The following is a 16794-nucleotide window of genomic DNA, read 5'->3' as shown; positions in this document are numbered from 1 at the left end:
GTGCGCCGAGGGAGGCGGGCGCGAGGTACCTCAGCTGATGGCGTTCAGCATGGCTTCTTCTACGTGGTCGGCGGCGTTGCGGTGGCCGAGGGCGTTGGGTGGACGGAGGAGAGCTGGTCGGGGAGGGCGACGAAGCCTTCGACCCACTCGGAGTTGCCGCAGACGCTGTGGTTGCGTGAGGAGTCGTAGAGGTCGACGACGCCGGCGGCTCCCTGGGCGTTGGTGGAGTTGTCGATGGCCCTGTTCAGGGGCTCCAGGACGTCCTCGCGCAGCCAGTCCAGGTCACCTGGGGTGACGGTGCCGAACTGGGTCAGGTCGCCGTAGTTGCCGCTGGAGGCGTCCTGGGGGACGACCGCGGGGTAGCCGACGGTCAGGATCCTGGCGTGCGGGGTCCGCTTGTGGAGCACTTCGAGCATCCGGTCGTACTCATGGCGCACCTTCTGAGAGACGGTTGGGCACCACGACTCATCGATCAGTCCGAAGTGCGTCCCTACGGCGGGCACCCCACGCGATGCGGCATTGCCTTCCGTGGGGAGCCCGGAGACGGGCGCGGCCCGGCCCCCCCCCGCAAGCGACGCGGACCGGGCGGGGGGCAGACGCGGCCGGGATGGTGCCGCAGGGGGCTGCTCGTTGCCGAGCACGGGCTGCTCCGCCTGAATGCCCCCTGCAACATCTCTTCCGGCGCAGATGATCGATCCTCGGCGAGGATCTGGGTGCTGCGGCATTTCGCCGGCACTGAGGTTCGCGCGCAGTGAGATCCGGGCAGGTACCGTTCAGGCAGCGCCCTCTCCGCCGGGTGCAACTCCATTGGAGACGAGGGAGTTTGGGGCACGACGGGGGATGGAGGGCCCATGGAAGTGATCACGGCTGAGCTCCTCACGGCGCTGGCCAGTGGCGCGGCGGGCACGGCGGGGCAGCAGGCGTGGATGTCGCTGCGTGACCTCGTGCGGCGCCGCACCGAACCGGACGGGGTGCTTGGCGCACCCGAGGAGGTTCCGTCCGGGGAGGAAGAACTCGTGGCTCTGGACGAGCAGGCCGAGAGCATGGAGCGGGCGCGAGCGCTCGCCCGCGTGCTGGCGCTGCGGGCCACGTACGACAACGCGTTTCGCGACGGTCTCACGGCCTGGCGGAGCACTGCGGAAGACGCCGCAGCGCGAACCGGTGCGGGTGATGTCGACAACCGCATCACGGGCGGCAGGCAGGACACCGTCGTCATGGGGCGGGATTTCCACGGCCCCATAACGTTCAACCAGTCATGACGCGGTGCCAGCCCTGGCGTGGACGCCCCGGCGTGGCGTCGCCGGTGCGCCTCCACGAGCCCGTACGTCCGGAGGCGCGCCGCCCGATTTCGTGGTGGCCGGAGCGCGGCGTCGGGCGGGACGGGGCGTACCAGTTGAAGCTTTCCGGTAGACCGCGGACAGCGACCGGCTGAGTGGCCATGTCGGAGCAAGCACAGGGCGACGTGCACAACGTGTTCTCGGGCAATGCGACGTACGTGATCCAGGGCCGGGACTTCAGTGCCGTTCACCTGCATCTGCCGTTGCCGCAGACGCCGCAGGACCGCGCCGCCGCCGAATTGGCGCGCGTGGTGCTCGCCCAGTGGCGGGACGAGGCGGGGGCGCTCGGCCTGACCGGAAGCGCCAGGCTCGCGGTGGGCTGGCGAGCCGACTGGACGGTGGCCGATCACCGTGAGCACATCGGGGCGGACGTGGCAGGCAGCACTGTGGGCCTCGCCGAACTCGCCACCGCCTTCCGGGCTCTGCGCGCCCGGCGTCTGGTGATCATCGGCGGTCCCGGCACGGGCAAGACGTCCCTGACGATCCTGCTCGCGCTGCAGTTGCTGAGCCTGCACGATGTGACCAGGTCCGTCCCCGTACCGCTACTGGTCTCCTCCTGGGACGCGAGCAAGGAACACTTCGACGTCTGGCTCGCGCGCCGTGTCCACGAGGAATACGTCGGCCTGAGCAGGGATCTCGACCGAGCCCGGATCCGCGAACTGGTACGCGACCGGCGGATACTTCCGGTTCTCGACGGCCTGGACGAACTGCCGCGTCCGCTTCGGTCCGCGGCGCTGGCCGGGCTCAACAAGACGGGCGTCGACAGCGCGCCGCTCATTCTCACCTCCCGAACGACTGAGTACGCCGAACTCGTCGAAGAGGAGACCGTGCTACAGGCGGCGGCCGTGATCAAAGCACAACCGGTGGAAAGGGCCGCGGCGGCCGCGTACCTGCGCGGCTCTTCGCATCCCCAGCACACCCGGCGCTGGCAAGCGCTCCTGGAACACATCACCCACCACCCCGAGGCCGTGTCGGCCAGGGCCCTCTCGTCCCCGCTCATGCTGTGGCTGGCGCGCACGGTGTACGCCCGTGCGGATTCCGATCCCGGCGAGCTCGCCGACGAGTCCCGCTTTCCCGACGTCGTGGCGATCGAACGCCACCTGCTCGTCTCCATGGTTCCGGCGGCCTTCCCCTGCGGACCGGCCTCGCCCCACCAGCCCCATCCAGTACGTGAGTGGGGGCACGCGCAGGCGCAGCGTGCCCTTGGCTTCCTGGCCGTCCATCTCACCGCGGCAAAGACCAAAGAGTTCGCTTGGTGGGAGCTGCACCGAGCGAAGGCGCCGACGTTCCTCAAGGCGCCTGCGCTGCTGGTCGGCTACGTCCTGCTGATGCTGAGTTCTTCGTGGTTCCAGGACTGGATCACCGGAGGCGATGCGTTTCAAGCCTTCCAAGTAGCCGCGGGAGCCTGGGCTGCCATGATGTTCGGGACGATGGGAGGCCTGTTCCTGCTGCTCTCGCAGATATGGAAGGGACCTCTACCCCGTCGGCTCGCCATGTTCGGCAGGCACCGCTCGCGTATCCCGGGCCTGTTCTGGCTTCTCGTGTTTCTGGCACCCATCGTCTTGCTCCTGGCACAGGACGAGCCGTTCATGGCACTGGGCTTCATCGTTCCGCCGCTGCTCATGATGGTCGTCGGCGCGCCCGCCGACACCGCGCAGGCCGTCGGACCGCGGGCGCTGCTGAGCGGCGAGAGGGCCAGCACCGTACTCATGGTGCTCGGTGTCGCACCGGTGATCGGAGCCATCGGCACCCTCAGCATCGTCCAGGTCCCGGACCGCACCGTGCTGTTCGGCAGCTGGATCTCCGGGACCGCGGGGGCGGCCGCGGTGATCGTGGCGAGCAGCCCCTGGACGCAGTGGCTGCTCGCGAAGGTGACTCTCGCGGCTTCGGGGAGACTGCCATGGTCGACCATGGCATTCCTGGAGGACGCGCGCCGGGTGGGCCTGCTGCGACAGGTCGGCGGCGTCTACCAGTTCCGCCACGCCCAGATCCAGGCGGGCTTCGCTGACCATCAGCGAGGCGGGACCCCGGCACGTCGGCGTCGCGCCCGCACCCGCGTGCCCTGGCCGGTCCGCCCGCTGCCTGCGGCGAGCAGCAGCCCACAGTCCGTACGCATCCCCGGCTACGTCGGGCTGCGGAGCACCAGAGGGCGACCGGGCACGTACGTGGGGATGTGGACGATCGCGCTGGTGTGGATCGGCATCATCACCCTCCAGGACGGCTGGCAGGATCCCGGTGCCCTGCAGACCGTGGGCTTTTTCGTGGCGCTTCCCCTGGCCATCGACCTTCTGATCCCGCCCCTCACCTGGCGGCGCGCCGAGCTACGCCTGGACGAGAACGGGATCGAGTTCGCGTCGAGTAGGCGGGCGCTCCGCTTCGAGTGGCGGGAGGTCGCGGACGTCGCACCGCGCCTGTTCGAACCGCCGCTCGGCAAGAATGACGACGGCACCGTCATGCTTCACCTGCGCCTCACTGCCGAAGCCGCTCCCGGGCCGGGGATCCGTGTCAACAGCACGGGCTGGGTGGCCCTGTGGCCGCTCGACTGCCCCACTGGAGACCCGGACGACGCGATGATCCGGCCTGAATTGGATGACGCGCTCGTCCGCTTCGCGGGCGCACGATGGCGGCGGCCTCCGGCCGGAAGATGACGAGCCGCCAGTGAACGACGCCACCGGGGCGTTGATCAAGGTGCTGCACCTGGGCGTATCGATCACGAGCGTGTCATCGCCGGCCTGGCCGCGCCTCTGCGGGCCGGATGACATACGGCGGCGAAGGTTGACGCCTGACGCTGACACCGGCCACTCCCCGCCGTCACCGCCGCGGTCGACATGCAAGCTGCCGGTCCGCTGAGTGAGCTCGCTGGTCAGGGCTGCCAGGAGGAGTGGGCAGGGGCAATCCTCATCGGGGCGGGACCGGCGAAACCGCCTGCAAGCCGTGAACCTACTGATCTTTTCGTTGGTCGGGTGGGGTTGGTGGGGGGAGGGTGAGGCCGGTGTGAGTGAGGAAGGACCGGGGCAGTCGGGGGTTGGTGTCGATGCGGTGGATGCCTGTTCGGTGGCGCCGGCAACGTCGGCGAGGTGGTCGCCCGCGAGGTTGGCGAGCTCGCGTTTCTTCGGCGAGGACCACAGCAGCTCCACCAGGCTGAGCTCGGGTGCGCAGGCGGGCAACCGCTCCAGGATCAGCCAGACCCGCTCGGCCACCCGGGCCCGTATCGCCCTCCGATGAGCCGACAGCCCGTCCCGGACCAGTACCACCCGCTTGCCGCGGTAGGAACACCGATCAGACCGGCCGCAGGTCTGTTCGACCATGCGGATGAAGCGTGATGAACCTAGACTCTTCAGAAGCTGTTCCTCTCCTGAGGGAGGCTCTCCATGAGCGGTTCGCTCTTCCGTCGACGTGACGTGCGCGCCGGCGCGGCCCTGGTGGTGGCGCTTGCGCTGCCGGCCTCGACCGGTGTGGCATATGCGGCACAGGGCCCACCGGGCGTCCTCGCGGCCGCGCTCCCCTCCGATGCGCAGCCTTCACCGTCACCTGGAGGGGCGTTCCGCACGTTGACGCCGCAGGTGCGCACCGAGGTGGACGCGGCAGTCCGCGGGGCCCTGAAGGAGGCCGGGGTGCCGGGAGCGATCGTGTCCCTGTCGGCGCCGGGCAAGGGCGAGTACGTGCGCGCCTACGGTGTTGCCGACAAGGCCACCGGGGCGCCGATGCGCACGGACTTCTACACCCGGATGGGCAGCGAGACCAAGACCTTCACGGTGACGGCAATACTGCAACTCGTCGACCGGGGCAAGCTGAAACTGGACGATCCGATCGGAAAGTACGTCGACGGGGTGCCGAACGGCGGGAAGATCACCCTGCGGGATCTGGCCGACATGCGCAGCGGACTGTTCAACTACAGCGAGGACTCGGCCTTCCAGAAGCAGCTCCTGGGAAATCCCCGGCAGCCGCTGACCCCCCAGCAGCTCCTGGACTACTCCTTCCGGCACCCGGTGAACTTCCAGCCCGACGCGCGCTTCGAGTACAGCAACACCAACCTGATCCTGCTGGGGCTGGTGGTGGAGGAGGTCTCCGGGCAGCCGCTGAAGGACTTCCTGCGGGAGAACATCACCGGGCCGGCCGGGTTGCCGGACACCTTCCTGCCGACCGGGGCGGAGTTCCCACAGCCGCACGCCCAGGGCTACACCGACCAGAGCGGCGGACCGGCGGAGGAGATCGCAACCGATTGGGACCCGTCCTGGGCATGGGCGGCCGGCGCCATGATCTCCACCGTCCGCGATCTGCGCTCCTGGGCCCGCACAGTAGCCACCGGCACGCTGCTGGAGCCGAACACGCAGGCCGAGCGACTCGTGCCACGCAGCACGTTCGCCCCCGGCATCGGCTACGGCATGGGTATCTTCCTCACCGAAGGTTGGATCGGGCACAACGGCTCACTGCCCGGCTACGAGTCGGTGACGGTCTACCTGCCCGAGGCACAGGCCACCATGGTGGTGGTGCTCAACACCGACGACGCAGCCCCGGACGGACAGGAACCGAGCACCGTAGTGGCGGAGGCGGTCACCAAGGTGGTCAGCCCCGAACACGTCTACACCATCCCGGCGACGCCGGCCACACCGACGAAACCGACCCCGACACCCTCTTCCTGAGGACTACCGCCTCAAGCGTTGTGCACCACCTCGCCGCCGACGCCGGGAAGGCCGGCCGCGAAGGCCTTGGCCTCCTTGATCACCCCGTGGAACACCGGCGTGCGCTTCAGGTTCTCCTCGGCCGACGCCCTCGTCAGCACCGTCTGGAGCGCCGCGAACCGGGCCCCGCGCATCTCCTCGTACCGCGACTCCGCGCCCAGGAGCCGCGTGGCCCGGAGCTGGGTGCCGGTGACGTCCACGCACACCACCTGTTAGGGGGGACACAGATGCCCCGGTCGATGGCCTCGGAGAGCATCAGGGTGAAGCAGTGGCCGCCGAAGAGCCCCGCAGGGTCGTCGTCCATGCTCGCCACCAGCTCGCCGGGTGTCCCGGCCATGTCGTCGTCTCCGAGCTGCCACAGGCGGGGCGTGGCGGTCATGTAGGGGCGGCGCAGGGACGGGATGCGGGCGTTGTCGTGGACGACGGCCCAGGGTTTCCCGATCCGGCCCGAAACCCGGTGGGCCCCGTCCACCACGATCAGGTCCCACCCCGGAAGACCGGCGGCGTGCGCGCGCTCCGGGGCCCCCGTCCCGAAGCCGGCGTACGTGGCGTACACGGTCACCTTCTCCAGGCCCCGCGTCCGTTCCACCGCGCTGCGGGCGGCCGCGAGGGTTTTGCCCGATCCGGTCGCCATGATCACCTGCGTGCGGAGTCCCCGTTCGGGCACGGTCGAGTGTGCGGGCAACTTCGCGGTGACGGGGGCCGGGGTCTTCAGGCGGCGGGTCGATTGGTGTGGCCGGGCACATGCTGTCCCGGGCGCAGGAATCGCCGGCTGCCCTGTTCGTCGCGCACCGCGAGGAGCCCGGCGTCCGTCAGTCGCTGTGCGATCATCCTGCGGCGGACCGTGCCCGCCCTGAATGCCACGGTGCACAGCAGCGCGACCGTCCCGCCGGAGGCGACCGCTTCGACCGGCGGCCTGTTGTCGATGAACATCAGGACGGTCAGGACCGCGCAGGCGAGGTGGACCAGGAGCTTCTGGCTCCGGTCGGCGACGTACAGGGCCATGACGTCGAAAGTGATGAGGTCCTTCAGCACCGCCACGGTGCCGGCCGCTTCGGGCAGCGGCTCCAGCGAGCCCTGCTTGAGCTCCGGCACCGTCCCGCCGTCGCCCGCCCGATCGGCGCATCTTCCATGATCGGGAGTCGCACCGAACGATTCATCGTCTCCTCGTCGGCGAACACAACAGAAAAATCGGCCGACTTTCCGGGCGTGCCCGGGCCCCGCGGGCCGTCCCGGGGGCGCTCTCGCTCGACACCGGTCGCACACACCGCCGCCGGAACCGCCGCCGCACCTGCCGGTACCAGTGCCCGGCGCACGAGACCGTTGAAGTGGTCCATCACCGCTCTGTGAGGAGATCCCGTGCTCGAAGGCTTCGGCGAGGCACTCGCGGACCAGGAGTACTTCCTACCGCTGCCCAGCGCGGCCGACCCCGGGCCGTGCTTCGCTCCTGGTGAGGTTCCGCCGGGCGCGCACGGCTCCTCCCAGGGGCTTTGGACGGTCTGGGCCGGTCCGCGGGCCGGCTTCCCCGAACAGGGCTGGAAGATCCACGTGTCGGCGCGTCTGGAGCGGGCGCAGCACGTGCTCGACACGGTCGCCGGAATCTGCTTCGCCGAAGGAGTGCCCTTCAAGCACCTGAGCGCCCGCCTCTTCTTCCTGTTCCTGCATCACAAGCACGCCGTGCGTGCCCAGGCGGGCAAGTTCTGCACCGTGTATCCACCGGACACGACGACCGCACGCCGACTGCTGGAACGCCTGCGCGAGGCGCTCGACGGGGAGGAGGGACCCTACGTTCTCACCGACCGGCGCTTTCGCGACTCGCGGACGGTCCACTACCGCTATGGCTCCTTCGACGGCGCCAGCAGCCGGCTCAGGGCCGACGGCACCCGTGAGGGGGTGATCCACGACGGCTCCGGCCGCGAGATCGTGGACTCACGGCTGCCCGCCTTCCACCTGCCCCCGGGAGTCACGGACCCCTTCGTCGAGCGGGAGGAGCAGCCGCACGCGGGCCCGATCCTGATCCGCGACTACGAGGTGAACCGAGCGGTGCGCCTGAGCAACGCCGGTGGTGCCTACCGGGCCCGCGACCGGCGGACCGGCCGTACCGTCTTCCTCAAGGAGGCCCGTGCCCACAACGGTCTGGTCTTCGACGGGACCGACGCGAGGCAGCGGTTGCGGCACGAGTACGACGTGCTGCGCGACCTGCACGCGGCCGTCCCGGGGGTGGGCCCGGAGCCCCTGGAACACTTCACGGAGTGGGAGCACGATTTCCTCGTCACCGAGTACGTCGCCGGGCAGCCGTTGGTGGGCTGGTTGAGCCGGTCCTCCCCACTGGCACGCGCCGACCGCACGGCCGAGTCCGTTGCCGCGTACTACGAGGCGTGCCGGCGGCTGCTGGCCGCGCTGGACGCCTCGCTGGAACGACTGCACGCCGCCGGTTACCGGTTCGGTGACCTCAACCTGGGCAACGTCCTGGTCACGCCGTCGGGCGGGGCACGGCTGGTGGACTTCGAGGCGGCCTCGGCACTGTCCGCGGCTCCGAGCGGGATGGGCACTCCGGGGTTCACCCCGCCGCCCGGGCTGCGCCGGGCCGACACCGATCCGCTCCTGCAGGACCGGTACGGCACGTCTGCGGTCGCCCTCGCGTTCCTGGCGCCGTTCAACGAAATCGCCGAGCACGCGCCCGCCAACCTCTTGCTCCTGCGCCGCGATCTGGCGGACGTGGCTCCCCCGCAGGACCTGTGGCGGCGCGCGACCGTCTTCCACCTGAACGACGACGGTTCCGATCGTCTGCCCTCCACCGAGCCGGACACCGATCTGCACGGCCGTCTCACTCGGCTGGCCGAGGAGGTGACGGCGGGTCTGCTGGAGATGGCCGACGTCGACCGTCCGGAGTGGGCTTTCCCTCCCTCCCCCGAGGCGTTCCGCACCAACAACGTATGCCTGGCCTACGGTACGGCCGGGGTGGTGTACGCCTTGCATCGCGCCGGGACCGCGGTGCCGGAGGAGATATGCGAACGGCTGCGCCGCGACGCCCTGGCCCTGCGTGGCGCGCTGTCTCCCGGGCTGCTCGTCGGGTCGGCCGGTGTCGCCCGGGTCCTGGCCGGCCTCGGTCGGCTGGACGAGGCCGTCGATCTGCTCCAGGACGCCGACGATCACCCGCTCACCGCCTCGTGCGGCACGCTGGCGGGCGGGCGGGCCGGGGTCGGCCTGGGCTGGCTCGCCCTGCACCGGCTGACCGGAGAGAACAGCCACCTGGAGCGGGCCGCCGCGGCAGGGGAAGGCCTGCTGGATGTCCCCGACCTGCCGGCCGCCCTCGGCGAGCACGATGCCCGCGGCCTGCTGCACGGCCGCTCGGGTCTGGCCCTCTTCCTCCACCGCCTGGCGCGTGACACCGGCGAGGCACGCTTCCTGGAGGCAGGCCGTCTGCTGCTCCACCAAGAGCTGGACCGGACCTTCGCCTTGGAAGACGGTGCCCTGTCCCTCTCGGACAACGCACGACTCACCCGCGCCATGCCCTATCTGGCCACGGGCGCGGCCGGTCTCGCGGCGGTGCTCACCCGCTACACGACCACCACGCCGGACGAACGCTGCGCGGCGGCACTTCCGCGGCTGGTGACCGGCATCAGGGTTTCCCGTGCCACGAAGGAGGCGGGCCTGTACCGGGGACTGGCTGGACTGACCTGGTTCCTGGCCGACCATGCCGAAGCGACCGGCACGGACGCCGCACGCGAAGACGCCGTGCGCGCCGGGACCGGTCTTCTGAAGTACGCCATTCCGTACCGACGCGGTGTCCGCTTCCTCGGAGCGGGTTCGCAGCGGTTCACCGCCGACCTGTCCAGTGGCGGAGCCGGTGTCCTCCTGGCCCTGCACCGCCTGCTGTCCGGCCCGCTCCTGTCCGCGTCCCACGACGGCCCCTTCCGGGCTCCCGGCAGCCGTCCGACGTCACCGGCCGGACCTCCCATGACCTCCTCGGCGCGGCGGCAGACATCTCCGCGCCGAGGTGTGCGATGACCGACCGACATGATCCCGTCAGGAAAGAGGAGACCATCCATGTGCCAGATCCTCGCGCTCCAAGCTCTGGACACCGAGCAGGAGGACCACGCGTTCATCCCTTGCTTCAGCGTCGCCTGGAGCATCAGTGACATCTTCCCCGAGCCGATGTGACGCGCCGGCGTCCGTGCGGACCGGGACCGGCGGCCCTGCCACCGGTCCCGGTCCGCGCCTTCTCCCGCCTGACAGCCGGCCTTCGCCCGCGGCCCGGTAGCGCCGTCGGCGGCCAGGAGGTATGCCCCGTCTCGGTACCGACTCGGCACGCCACGTAGCAGGCCGGCGATGGCGCCGGTACCGAGCCGAACCGTGCGAGGAGGAGACGACCTGGATCCAGGTGGTCACGCGTCGGCGAGGAGAGGGTCGTAGGGGGTGGTGCGCCGACGGCCGGACATGAAGGACAGGAAGTCGTTGACGAACGCGCTGCGGCCGTAGGTCCCGCCTGCTTCGGTGGTGTCGCGGTGGAAGGCCGTCCGGAACAGGGCCCGGTACTCGTCCGCGTCGATGCACTGATCACCGTTCTTGTCCGTGACGTCGAAGAGGACCTCGGCGACCCTGATCAGCGCGGGTCCAGCCAAGGACGGCACGGCGGCGGCGTACTCGTGGAGACCGACGCGCCCGTCCCCGTCGGTGTCGAGGGCGCTTTGCAGTTCGCGCCACCAGTCGGCGTAGGCGGCGTAGAGCCTGGTCTCCTCGGGCTCGTCCAGATCGAGGCGGCTGGAGAGCTCGCGTGCCATGGCGGCGAGGTCGGGCCAGTCCAGGTAGCCGTCCCCGGTCTGGTCGAGGACCTCGGCGAAGAACTCCTGGGCGTTGCGCTGCGCTTCGCCTCCGGAAGCGGGTCCGGGTTCCGGGGGAAGCGGGGTGATGAGCCGGATGAGGGCGCTGGCCCGCTTCATCTGATCGCGCACGGCGGTGATCGTCCGTGCGCGGGGATCGTCACTGTCAGGAGAGAGCGTCAGCAGGTCGAGGACGTTCTCGGCCTTGATCCAGCCTTCGGGCAGGAACCGGGTCAGGCCCGCGGCCAGGTAGGCGCCCTGCATCAGGGTCTGTACCCCTGCGATCTCGGGCAGGCCGGCCCGGCGGCGGAACGGTTCCGGAAGGGACGCCACGGTGATCGCTCCGACGACCGGGCCGGCGACGGCACGGCCGGTCGCCCACAGAGCGGGAAAACCGTTCAGCACGGGCGGAGCGGGGAGGTGGTCGAAGAGCTTGTAGAGGATGATCCGCATCGCCTCGGTGTTCTCCAGTTCCTCGGCGACCACCCGGTCGTAGTAGGGCCAGAATTCGTCGAGAGTGCGCGGCAGATGGTCGGCCCGGCCCTCGAGGGCGGCGAGGAAGGCCTGGAACTCGCGGTACAGCTGTTCCATGGTCCTCTGCTCGAGTGGTTGTCCGCTGAGCCGGCACATGGTGACGGTGCTTTCGAAGAGGGTGGCCACCACCCAGGCGCGCGTGTCGGGGTCCATGGCGTCGTAGGGCCGGTTGCGCGGGTCGGTGCCGTGCAGTCGTGCGTGCAACCGGTTGAGGCGTGCGGCTTCCCTCTGCCGGGTGTGGTCGTCAGCCCCGAACATGCGTTGCAGGCTCGTGAGGGTGTTGCGCAGTCGCCGCCAGGGGTGGGCGACGAAGGTGGAGTTGTCGATCAGGGCGGCGCCGACCTGCGGGTGCGCGGCCTCCAGTACGGTCGCACGGATTACTGCCAGGGCCCAGCGCGGGTCATTGAAGAAGCCGTGGAACTGTGAGCCGGTCCCGAACAGGGATTCTCCTTCAGCTCCGCTGTCCCCCCTGTCGTGGTCGCCGGCGCCGGTGCGGGCGTTCGTGGAGCGATGGTCGTCCGAGGTGGTCACGATTCAGGTTTCTCCGTTCTGGTTCGGCAGCACGGCGCCGAAGCGGCGTTCACGCTGCCCGTAGGAGTGCAGGCATCGCACGAAGTCCGGTGCGCGGAAGTCGGGCCACAGCACCGGCGGAAAGACCCACTCGGCGTAGGCGACCTGCCAGAGCATGAAGTTGGAGATGCGCTGTTCGCCGGAGGTCCGGATGACGAGGTCCACGTCCGGGGTGTCGGGAAAGGGCAGGTGCGCGGCGAAGCTCTCCTCGGTCACGGACTCGGCCGACGCCCCACTGCGGATCAGTGACCGTGCGGCCTCGACGATGTCCCTGCGGCCGCCGTGGTCGAAAGCGACGGTCAGCGTCATCTGCCGGTTCCTGTCGGTGAGCGTCGTCAGGTCCGCGATGTCCCCGGCCAGGCCGGAAGGAATGCGGGGATCGGTCATGCCGAGGAAGCGGCAGCGGATGCCCCGGGCGTGCAACAGAGGAGCGTGTTTGCGCACCACCCGGCGCACGAGATGCATCAGGAATTCGACCTCGGTCTGCGGGCGACTCCAGTTCTCGGTGGAGAACGCGAACAGGCTCAGCCATCCCACCCCGGCCGCACGCGCCGCCTCGATGACGTCGATGACCGTCGTCTCCGCAGCACGATGACCCGACGTGCGCGGCAGGGACCGCTGCTCCGCCCACCGGCCGTTCCCGTCCATCACGCACGCGACGTGCCGTGGCATCCCACCAGGGTTTCCGGACAGCCCGACGTCCCGCGGAACGGTGAGAGGAGGAAACTCCTTGTTCATGGTCTGTCGTGCTGTCACGCCTACCCTTTCAGCGCCCGGGCAGGACGCTGGCCCACGGCGGAAGAAGCCCACCCCACGGGTTCGCCGTCGTACACGATTCACTGACGACAGGCTGCCAGCATCCGGCTCCGCGCAGATCGTGAGCCCTGCGAATTCACCTTTGGCACTCGCGTCCGAGCCACAACAACGTGAACGGTGCAAGGCTCCCGTGAAGCGCTTGTCCGTTCAGTGCGCGTGGAGTTCGCACGGGCGGTCGGTCGTGGGGGAGGAGTCAGTGGCGTGGAACAGTCCGGAGGGCGGACAGCGATCGTGAGGCCGGCCCTTTGGAGCGGTCGGTCGCACTCCACCGTGCCGCGGTCGGCAAGCGGACGTACGCGGCGGTGGCCGCGGATCTCGGCATCACCGCGGAGCCGCTGCGGACAGCCGACTCCGAACGGGGAGGACTCATAGCCGCCGGGCCACACTGACGCGCGCGTTCTCTCCCCTCATCGCCTGCGGCCAGCGATCATCGATGACATCCGCCGCTTCCCGGCAGGCGCCGCAGACGTCTTCCCGTTCCGGGAGCCACCAGTGGTCGGACGGTGACATGCCGGTTTCCTGGATGCCGCACAGCGTCCTGTCGAAGATGCCGAAGGCATGGGAGACACCAGCGGTGAGGCCATCCGCGACGGCCTTCTCCCAACGCATCCCCAGAGGCAGATACGACGGTCGCGAAATCTCGAACCACTCGCCGCCCACATGGGTGACCGCATGGCACCACAAGCAGGACCAGATCCCCTCTTCCCAGATCGTCGGTGGCACCGGCCACCGCCACATCGACCGCCCGCACACATCACACTCCACAAGCGGATCCTCACACGCCGGAACGGACCACCCCAAGCGGCCGGCATCGCCCGAGTAATCAAACGACCTGGCCAGGACACAACGCTCTTCCAGGGCTCGGAATTGCGTCGTAGGCCCATGGCAGGATCCCGGCATGAGCGAGCTTCAGATCGCCTTGATCGCTGCGGGGTCGGCGGTAGCGGGCGGCTTCGTGACGGGGTTCTTCGCGTGGAGGGCCGGCCACCGCCAGGCCGCCGCGGCAGAGAAGGCGGGGCAAGCGCAGGCTGCGGCGCTGATATCGACTGTGTAGGCCACCCTCGACGAACAGCGGCGCGCCCGGGCCGAGGAACGGCGACGGCAGGCCTACGTAGACTTCCTGACCGCCGCCCAGACCGCTCATCTGACGTTCGACGAAGACACGATGGCCAGGACGGCCGGTACTGAGACAGCGGTCATCCTCGAAGGTCCTGACTCCGTTGGCGAAATGGCGTTCCTCTATGTGAAGGCTGTGGCAAACCATCATGCGGGCCGCGTAGACGGAGACGCCGTCGAGGATGCCAGGCAGGCCTACATGGAAGCCGCCCGCCGCGTCCTCGACGAGGGCTGACGGCGGAGAGCCCGCCACCGGCTGGTGAAGGGCTTGTCCCCTGCCGGCCCCGTGGCGGTGGGTGTCCCGGTTGATCCGGCCGAGCAGCCACTGCGCATCGGATTCAGCGACGTGGGCGCTGCCGACGCGCATGACGTGGATGGTGGTGTGCTGTCCGTCGCCGTCACGTTCGGGGCCGAGGAACGCGCCCCAGGGCTGGGAGCCTCGGTCGGGCGGGGCGTGCCCGTCGGGGCAGTGCGGACACGCAGTGGCGGGCTGCTGGGCCGAGACGGACGCCAGAGGACCCGAGTCGAGCGCTGCCCGGACCGCGCAGTCCTTCGCTTCCAGGAGCTCGCGCAGGCCTGCGCTCAGCTCGGCTCGGGCAGAAGCCAGTCGGCCGTGGTGTGGGCGAGGCCGTGGAAGGGCTCGCTGATCTGGGCGAGATGGGTCGACAGGCGGTCGAAGGCGAAGTAGCGGAGGATGGCGGGCCGCTCGGTCATGACGGGTCTCCTTGCTTCGGTGCGGTGAAGCTGTCTGTGTCAAGGAGGTGCTGAAGGCGTTCCATGAACCGCTCCCCGAACTCCGGCCCCATGCGGTGCGCGAGGGCCATCAGCTCGGTGACGAGGGCAGCGGCACCGTCCTCTACGAGCAGCGGTCAGCTACTCTCACGCTTGCCGCACAACGACACGAACAGGTGTCCACCCTCCGGTGACAAGATCCGTGGCTGTTCTACGCTGACAGATGTTTCGTCAACCGCCCAGCGCAGATGCGCTGGGCGGATTGCGACCACCGATTGCGGCAGGGGATGCGTTCTGACAACGACGGTTCGAAGAGCGGTGCGGAAGACGACGTGAAGGACTCTTCGGCGTTTCTCGAGCAGGTGGGTCCGGGTACTGCCGCGGACGGGGGGATGGACCGGTTCGCACGTCTGGCGGCCGGCGTGCTGGGCGTGCCGGCGGCCGTGGTTGCCCTGGTGGATCAGGACCGGCAGCTCCTGCCCGGGGCGGTAGGCCTGGGGGAACCGTGGTCCCTCGTCCGGCAGACCGATCTGACCGGTTCACCGTGTGAACAGATTGCCGCTTCGGGCGAGCCGCTGGTGGTGAAAGACGTGCGCGCCGACGCACGGATGCGGGATTTCACTCCTGCTGCCTGGTTCGGCACGGTGGCTTGTGCGGCGGTGCCGTTGACGGGCGATGAGGGAACGGTGCTGGGAGCCCTGTGCGCCCTCGATTCCGCCCCTCGTGCCTGGAGCGAACAGGACCTGGAGACGCTGGAGGACCTGGCGCAGGCGTGCAGCGCGCAGCTACGGCTGCGGGCCTTGGCCCAAGAGGCGCAGCAGGCCCGTGCCCAGGCCGCGGCGCTGCTGGGGAATTCGCGGTTGTTGTTGCGGGCGGCGGAGACCATGGCCCGTACCTCCGGCCTGGAACAGGTGCGCCGCCAGGTCAGCGATCTGGTCAGTGGCGATCTGCGGCCGGCCTACGTGGGGCTGGTGCTGCGTCAGGAAGGCGCGCTGCGGCGGGTGACCGACCAGGCGGCCTCGTACGTCTCGCTGGAGGAGCGTTTTCCGGTCTACGACTCTCACGAGCAGTGGCCTAGCGCCCAGGCGGCGCGGGAGAACAGGATCGTGCTGGTTCCCGACCGGCAGACCCTGGTGGACCACTACCACCCCGACACGGTCGCCGAGTTCGACGCCATGAACCTGTGCTCAGCCGTGTGCGTGCCTCTGCCCGACACCTACGGCCGTGCGCTGGGCACCCTCATCCTCGCCTGGGACACTCCCCGCACGATCGACATCTCCGAACGGGCAGTGCTGACCGTCCTGGCCCGTTATACCGCCGATGCCGTCGAACGCGCCCTGTTCCTGGACGGACGCATCGACGTGGCCCGCCGACTCCAGCAGGCCATGCTCACCGACCTGCCTACCGTTCGGGGTCTGCACCTTGCGGCGCTGTACCGCACGGCGGCCGATCAGGAGATGGTCAGCGGTGACTGGTACGACGCCTACCGGCTGAACCCCACCCGCCCCTCCGGCACCGACGCCCATACCAGTATTCCTGCCACCAGGCTGGCGCTGACTGTCGGTGACATCACCGGCCATGACATGCAAGCCGCCACGTTGATGGGGCAGGCCCGCAGCATGCTGCGCCAAGCCAGTCACGACCACTCCCGCGGCGGACCGGCCGCCGCGGTCGACGCACTGTACGGCGCGATCACCGACCTGGACATGAACATCTCCGGCACCCTCGTCCACGCCCACCTCACCCCCTTCGGCGACGGCGCCTGGGACTTCACCTGGACCAACGCCGGCCACCCGCCCCCGCTCCTAGCCCGACCCGGGCGCCCCGTCCACCAGCTCCAGGAACACGACCTGCTGCTCTACCCCGGCCTGCCCGCCCGCCGCACCCAGCACCACGCACGCCTGGAGCCGGGCTCCACGGTGCTGCTCTACACCGACGGCCTGGTCGAAGAACCCGGCACCCCCCTCGACCAGAGGAACGACCAGGTCTCCCACCTGCTCGGCGAGGACAACAGCATCCCGGCGGAAGGCCTTTTGGAGCAGATCGCCGACCGCGTCGCCGGTCCGGCTCACGATGACGACATCGCCCTGCTCGCCGTTCGCATCGACGCTTTGGGGACGGTTCAGACCGAATCGTCGTAAGGCAGAAGGCCTCTGCTTCCCGCTCTTCGTGCCGAGCCGGCTC

At 69.6% G+C, this 16794-nt stretch carries 14 protein-coding genes and 1 pseudogene; 5 read left to right on the top strand and 10 right to left on the bottom strand.

All coding sequences use genetic code 11. The features are described from left to right. Positions 1–59 precede the first annotated feature (59 nt). The gene (locus ACWGSR_RS21895; protein WP_376241446.1) at positions 60–437 is read right to left on the bottom strand and encodes an SGNH/GDSL hydrolase family protein; all 378 of its coding nucleotides are present in this window, start codon (positions 435–437) and stop codon (positions 60–62) included. A gap of 414 nt (positions 438–851) precedes the next feature. Between ACWGSR_RS21895 and ACWGSR_RS21890 the strand changes: the two genes are divergently transcribed. Together ACWGSR_RS21890 and ACWGSR_RS21885 are read left to right on the top strand one after the other, a co-directional pair. Next, positions 852–1259: a hypothetical protein gene (locus ACWGSR_RS21890; RefSeq protein ID WP_376241444.1), complete on the top strand. Its 408-nt coding sequence runs from the start codon at positions 852–854 to the stop codon at positions 1257–1259. Positions 1260–1438: 179 nt separating this feature from the next. Beyond that, positions 1439–3985, top strand: coding sequence for an NACHT domain-containing protein (locus ACWGSR_RS21885; RefSeq protein ID WP_453568294.1), 2547 nt, complete (start codon positions 1439–1441; stop codon positions 3983–3985). Positions 3986–4498: 513 nt separating this feature from the next. Here ACWGSR_RS21885 and ACWGSR_RS21880 read toward each other — a convergent pair. Beyond that, positions 4499–4645 (bottom strand): annotated as a pseudogene (locus ACWGSR_RS21880) (hypothetical protein); the annotation flags it as partial. A 63-nt stretch (positions 4646–4708) separates the two neighbouring features. Between ACWGSR_RS21880 and ACWGSR_RS21875 the strand changes: the two are divergent. Continuing rightward, positions 4709–5980, top strand: coding sequence for a serine hydrolase domain-containing protein (locus ACWGSR_RS21875; protein ID WP_376241440.1), 1272 nt, complete (start codon positions 4709–4711; stop codon positions 5978–5980). A gap of 11 nt (positions 5981–5991) precedes the next feature. Here the strand turns inward: ACWGSR_RS21875 and ACWGSR_RS21870 are convergent, their stop codons facing one another. The 3 genes from ACWGSR_RS21870 to ACWGSR_RS21860 all read right to left on the bottom strand — a co-directional run bounded on the left by ACWGSR_RS21870 (position 5992) and on the right by ACWGSR_RS21860 (position 7114). Further along, on the bottom strand, positions 5992–6120 hold the full coding sequence (locus ACWGSR_RS21870) for a hypothetical protein (protein WP_453568292.1): 129 nt from the start codon (positions 6118–6120) through the stop codon (positions 5992–5994). Further along, positions 6114–6653, bottom strand: coding sequence for a hypothetical protein (locus tag ACWGSR_RS21865; RefSeq protein ID WP_453568290.1), 540 nt, complete (start codon positions 6651–6653; stop codon positions 6114–6116). The genes ACWGSR_RS21870 and ACWGSR_RS21865 overlap by 7 nt, the downstream gene beginning before the upstream one ends. A 77-nt stretch (positions 6654–6730) precedes the next feature. Beyond that, positions 6731–7114, bottom strand: a complete 384-nt coding sequence (locus ACWGSR_RS21860; protein WP_376241436.1) for a hypothetical protein — start codon at positions 7112–7114, stop codon at positions 6731–6733. Between the two features lie 264 nt (positions 7115–7378). On the opposite strand from ACWGSR_RS21860, the gene lanKC reads away from it, so the two are divergent. Further along, positions 7379–10030 carry a class III lanthionine synthetase LanKC gene (gene lanKC / locus ACWGSR_RS21855; protein WP_453568288.1) on the top strand — a complete coding sequence of 884 codons (2652 nt, stop codon included), beginning with the start codon at positions 7379–7381 and terminating at the stop codon, positions 10028–10030. A gap of 377 nt (positions 10031–10407) precedes the next feature. On the opposite strand, the gene ACWGSR_RS21850 is transcribed toward lanKC, so the two are convergent. The 5 genes from ACWGSR_RS21850 to ACWGSR_RS21830 form a co-directional block, all read right to left on the bottom strand. Continuing rightward, positions 10408–11817: an oxygenase MpaB family protein gene (locus ACWGSR_RS21850; RefSeq protein ID WP_453568459.1), complete on the bottom strand. Its 1410-nt coding sequence runs from the start codon at positions 11815–11817 to the stop codon at positions 10408–10410. Between the two features lie 93 nt (positions 11818–11910). Further along, the gene (gene uppS, locus ACWGSR_RS21845) at positions 11911–12618 is read right to left on the bottom strand and encodes a polyprenyl diphosphate synthase (RefSeq protein WP_366378276.1); all 708 of its coding nucleotides are present in this window, start codon (positions 12616–12618) and stop codon (positions 11911–11913) included. Between the two features lie 510 nt (positions 12619–13128). Then, positions 13129–13485 carry a hypothetical protein gene (locus ACWGSR_RS21840; protein WP_376241432.1) on the bottom strand — a complete coding sequence of 119 codons (357 nt, stop codon included), beginning with the start codon at positions 13483–13485 and terminating at the stop codon, positions 13129–13131. 100 nt (positions 13486–13585) lie between these two features. Next, complete coding sequence (locus ACWGSR_RS21835; protein ID WP_453568285.1) at positions 13586–14245, bottom strand: hypothetical protein; 660 nt, start codon at positions 14243–14245, stop codon at positions 13586–13588. 215 nt (positions 14246–14460) lie between these two features. Then, positions 14461–14592 carry a hypothetical protein gene (locus tag ACWGSR_RS21830; protein ID WP_376241428.1) on the bottom strand — a complete coding sequence of 44 codons (132 nt, stop codon included), beginning with the start codon at positions 14590–14592 and terminating at the stop codon, positions 14461–14463. A 305-nt stretch (positions 14593–14897) separates the two neighbouring features. Here ACWGSR_RS21830 and ACWGSR_RS21825 point away from each other — a divergent pair, with 305 nt between their 5' ends. Then, positions 14898–16751, top strand: a complete 1854-nt coding sequence (locus tag ACWGSR_RS21825; RefSeq protein WP_453568283.1) for a SpoIIE family protein phosphatase — start codon at positions 14898–14900, stop codon at positions 16749–16751. Positions 16752–16794: the final 43 nt, after the last annotated feature.

The sequence above is a fragment of the Streptomyces sp. NPDC055632 genome, assembly GCF_053618675.1.
This window is presented reverse-complemented; position numbering and strand designations above follow the sequence as displayed.

What these genes read in the sequence shown, in the direction of transcription:
- ACWGSR_RS21875 (WP_376241440.1), top strand. Translation starts at nt 4,709, where the DNA reads ATGAGCGGTTCGCTCTTCCGTCGACGTGACGTGCGCGCCGGCGCGGCC.
- ACWGSR_RS21835 (WP_453568285.1), bottom strand. Translation starts at nt 14,245, where the DNA reads ATGCGCGTCGGCAGCGCCCACGTCGCTGAATCCGATGCGCAGTGGCTG.
- ACWGSR_RS21830 (WP_376241428.1), bottom strand. Translation starts at nt 14,592, where the DNA reads ATGACCGAGCGGCCCGCCATCCTCCGCTACTTCGCCTTCGACCGCCTG.
- ACWGSR_RS21885 (WP_453568294.1), top strand. Translation starts at nt 1,439, where the DNA reads ATGTCGGAGCAAGCACAGGGCGACGTGCACAACGTGTTCTCGGGCAAT.
- ACWGSR_RS21825 (WP_453568283.1), top strand. Translation starts at nt 14,898, where the DNA reads ATGCGTTCTGACAACGACGGTTCGAAGAGCGGTGCGGAAGACGACGTG.
- uppS (WP_366378276.1), bottom strand. Translation starts at nt 12,618, where the DNA reads ATGCCACGGCACGTCGCGTGCGTGATGGACGGGAACGGCCGGTGGGCG.
- ACWGSR_RS21890 (WP_376241444.1), top strand. Translation starts at nt 852, where the DNA reads ATGGAAGTGATCACGGCTGAGCTCCTCACGGCGCTGGCCAGTGGCGCG.
- ACWGSR_RS21865 (WP_453568290.1), bottom strand. Translation starts at nt 6,653, where the DNA reads ATGGCGACCGGATCGGGCAAAACCCTCGCGGCCGCCCGCAGCGCGGTG.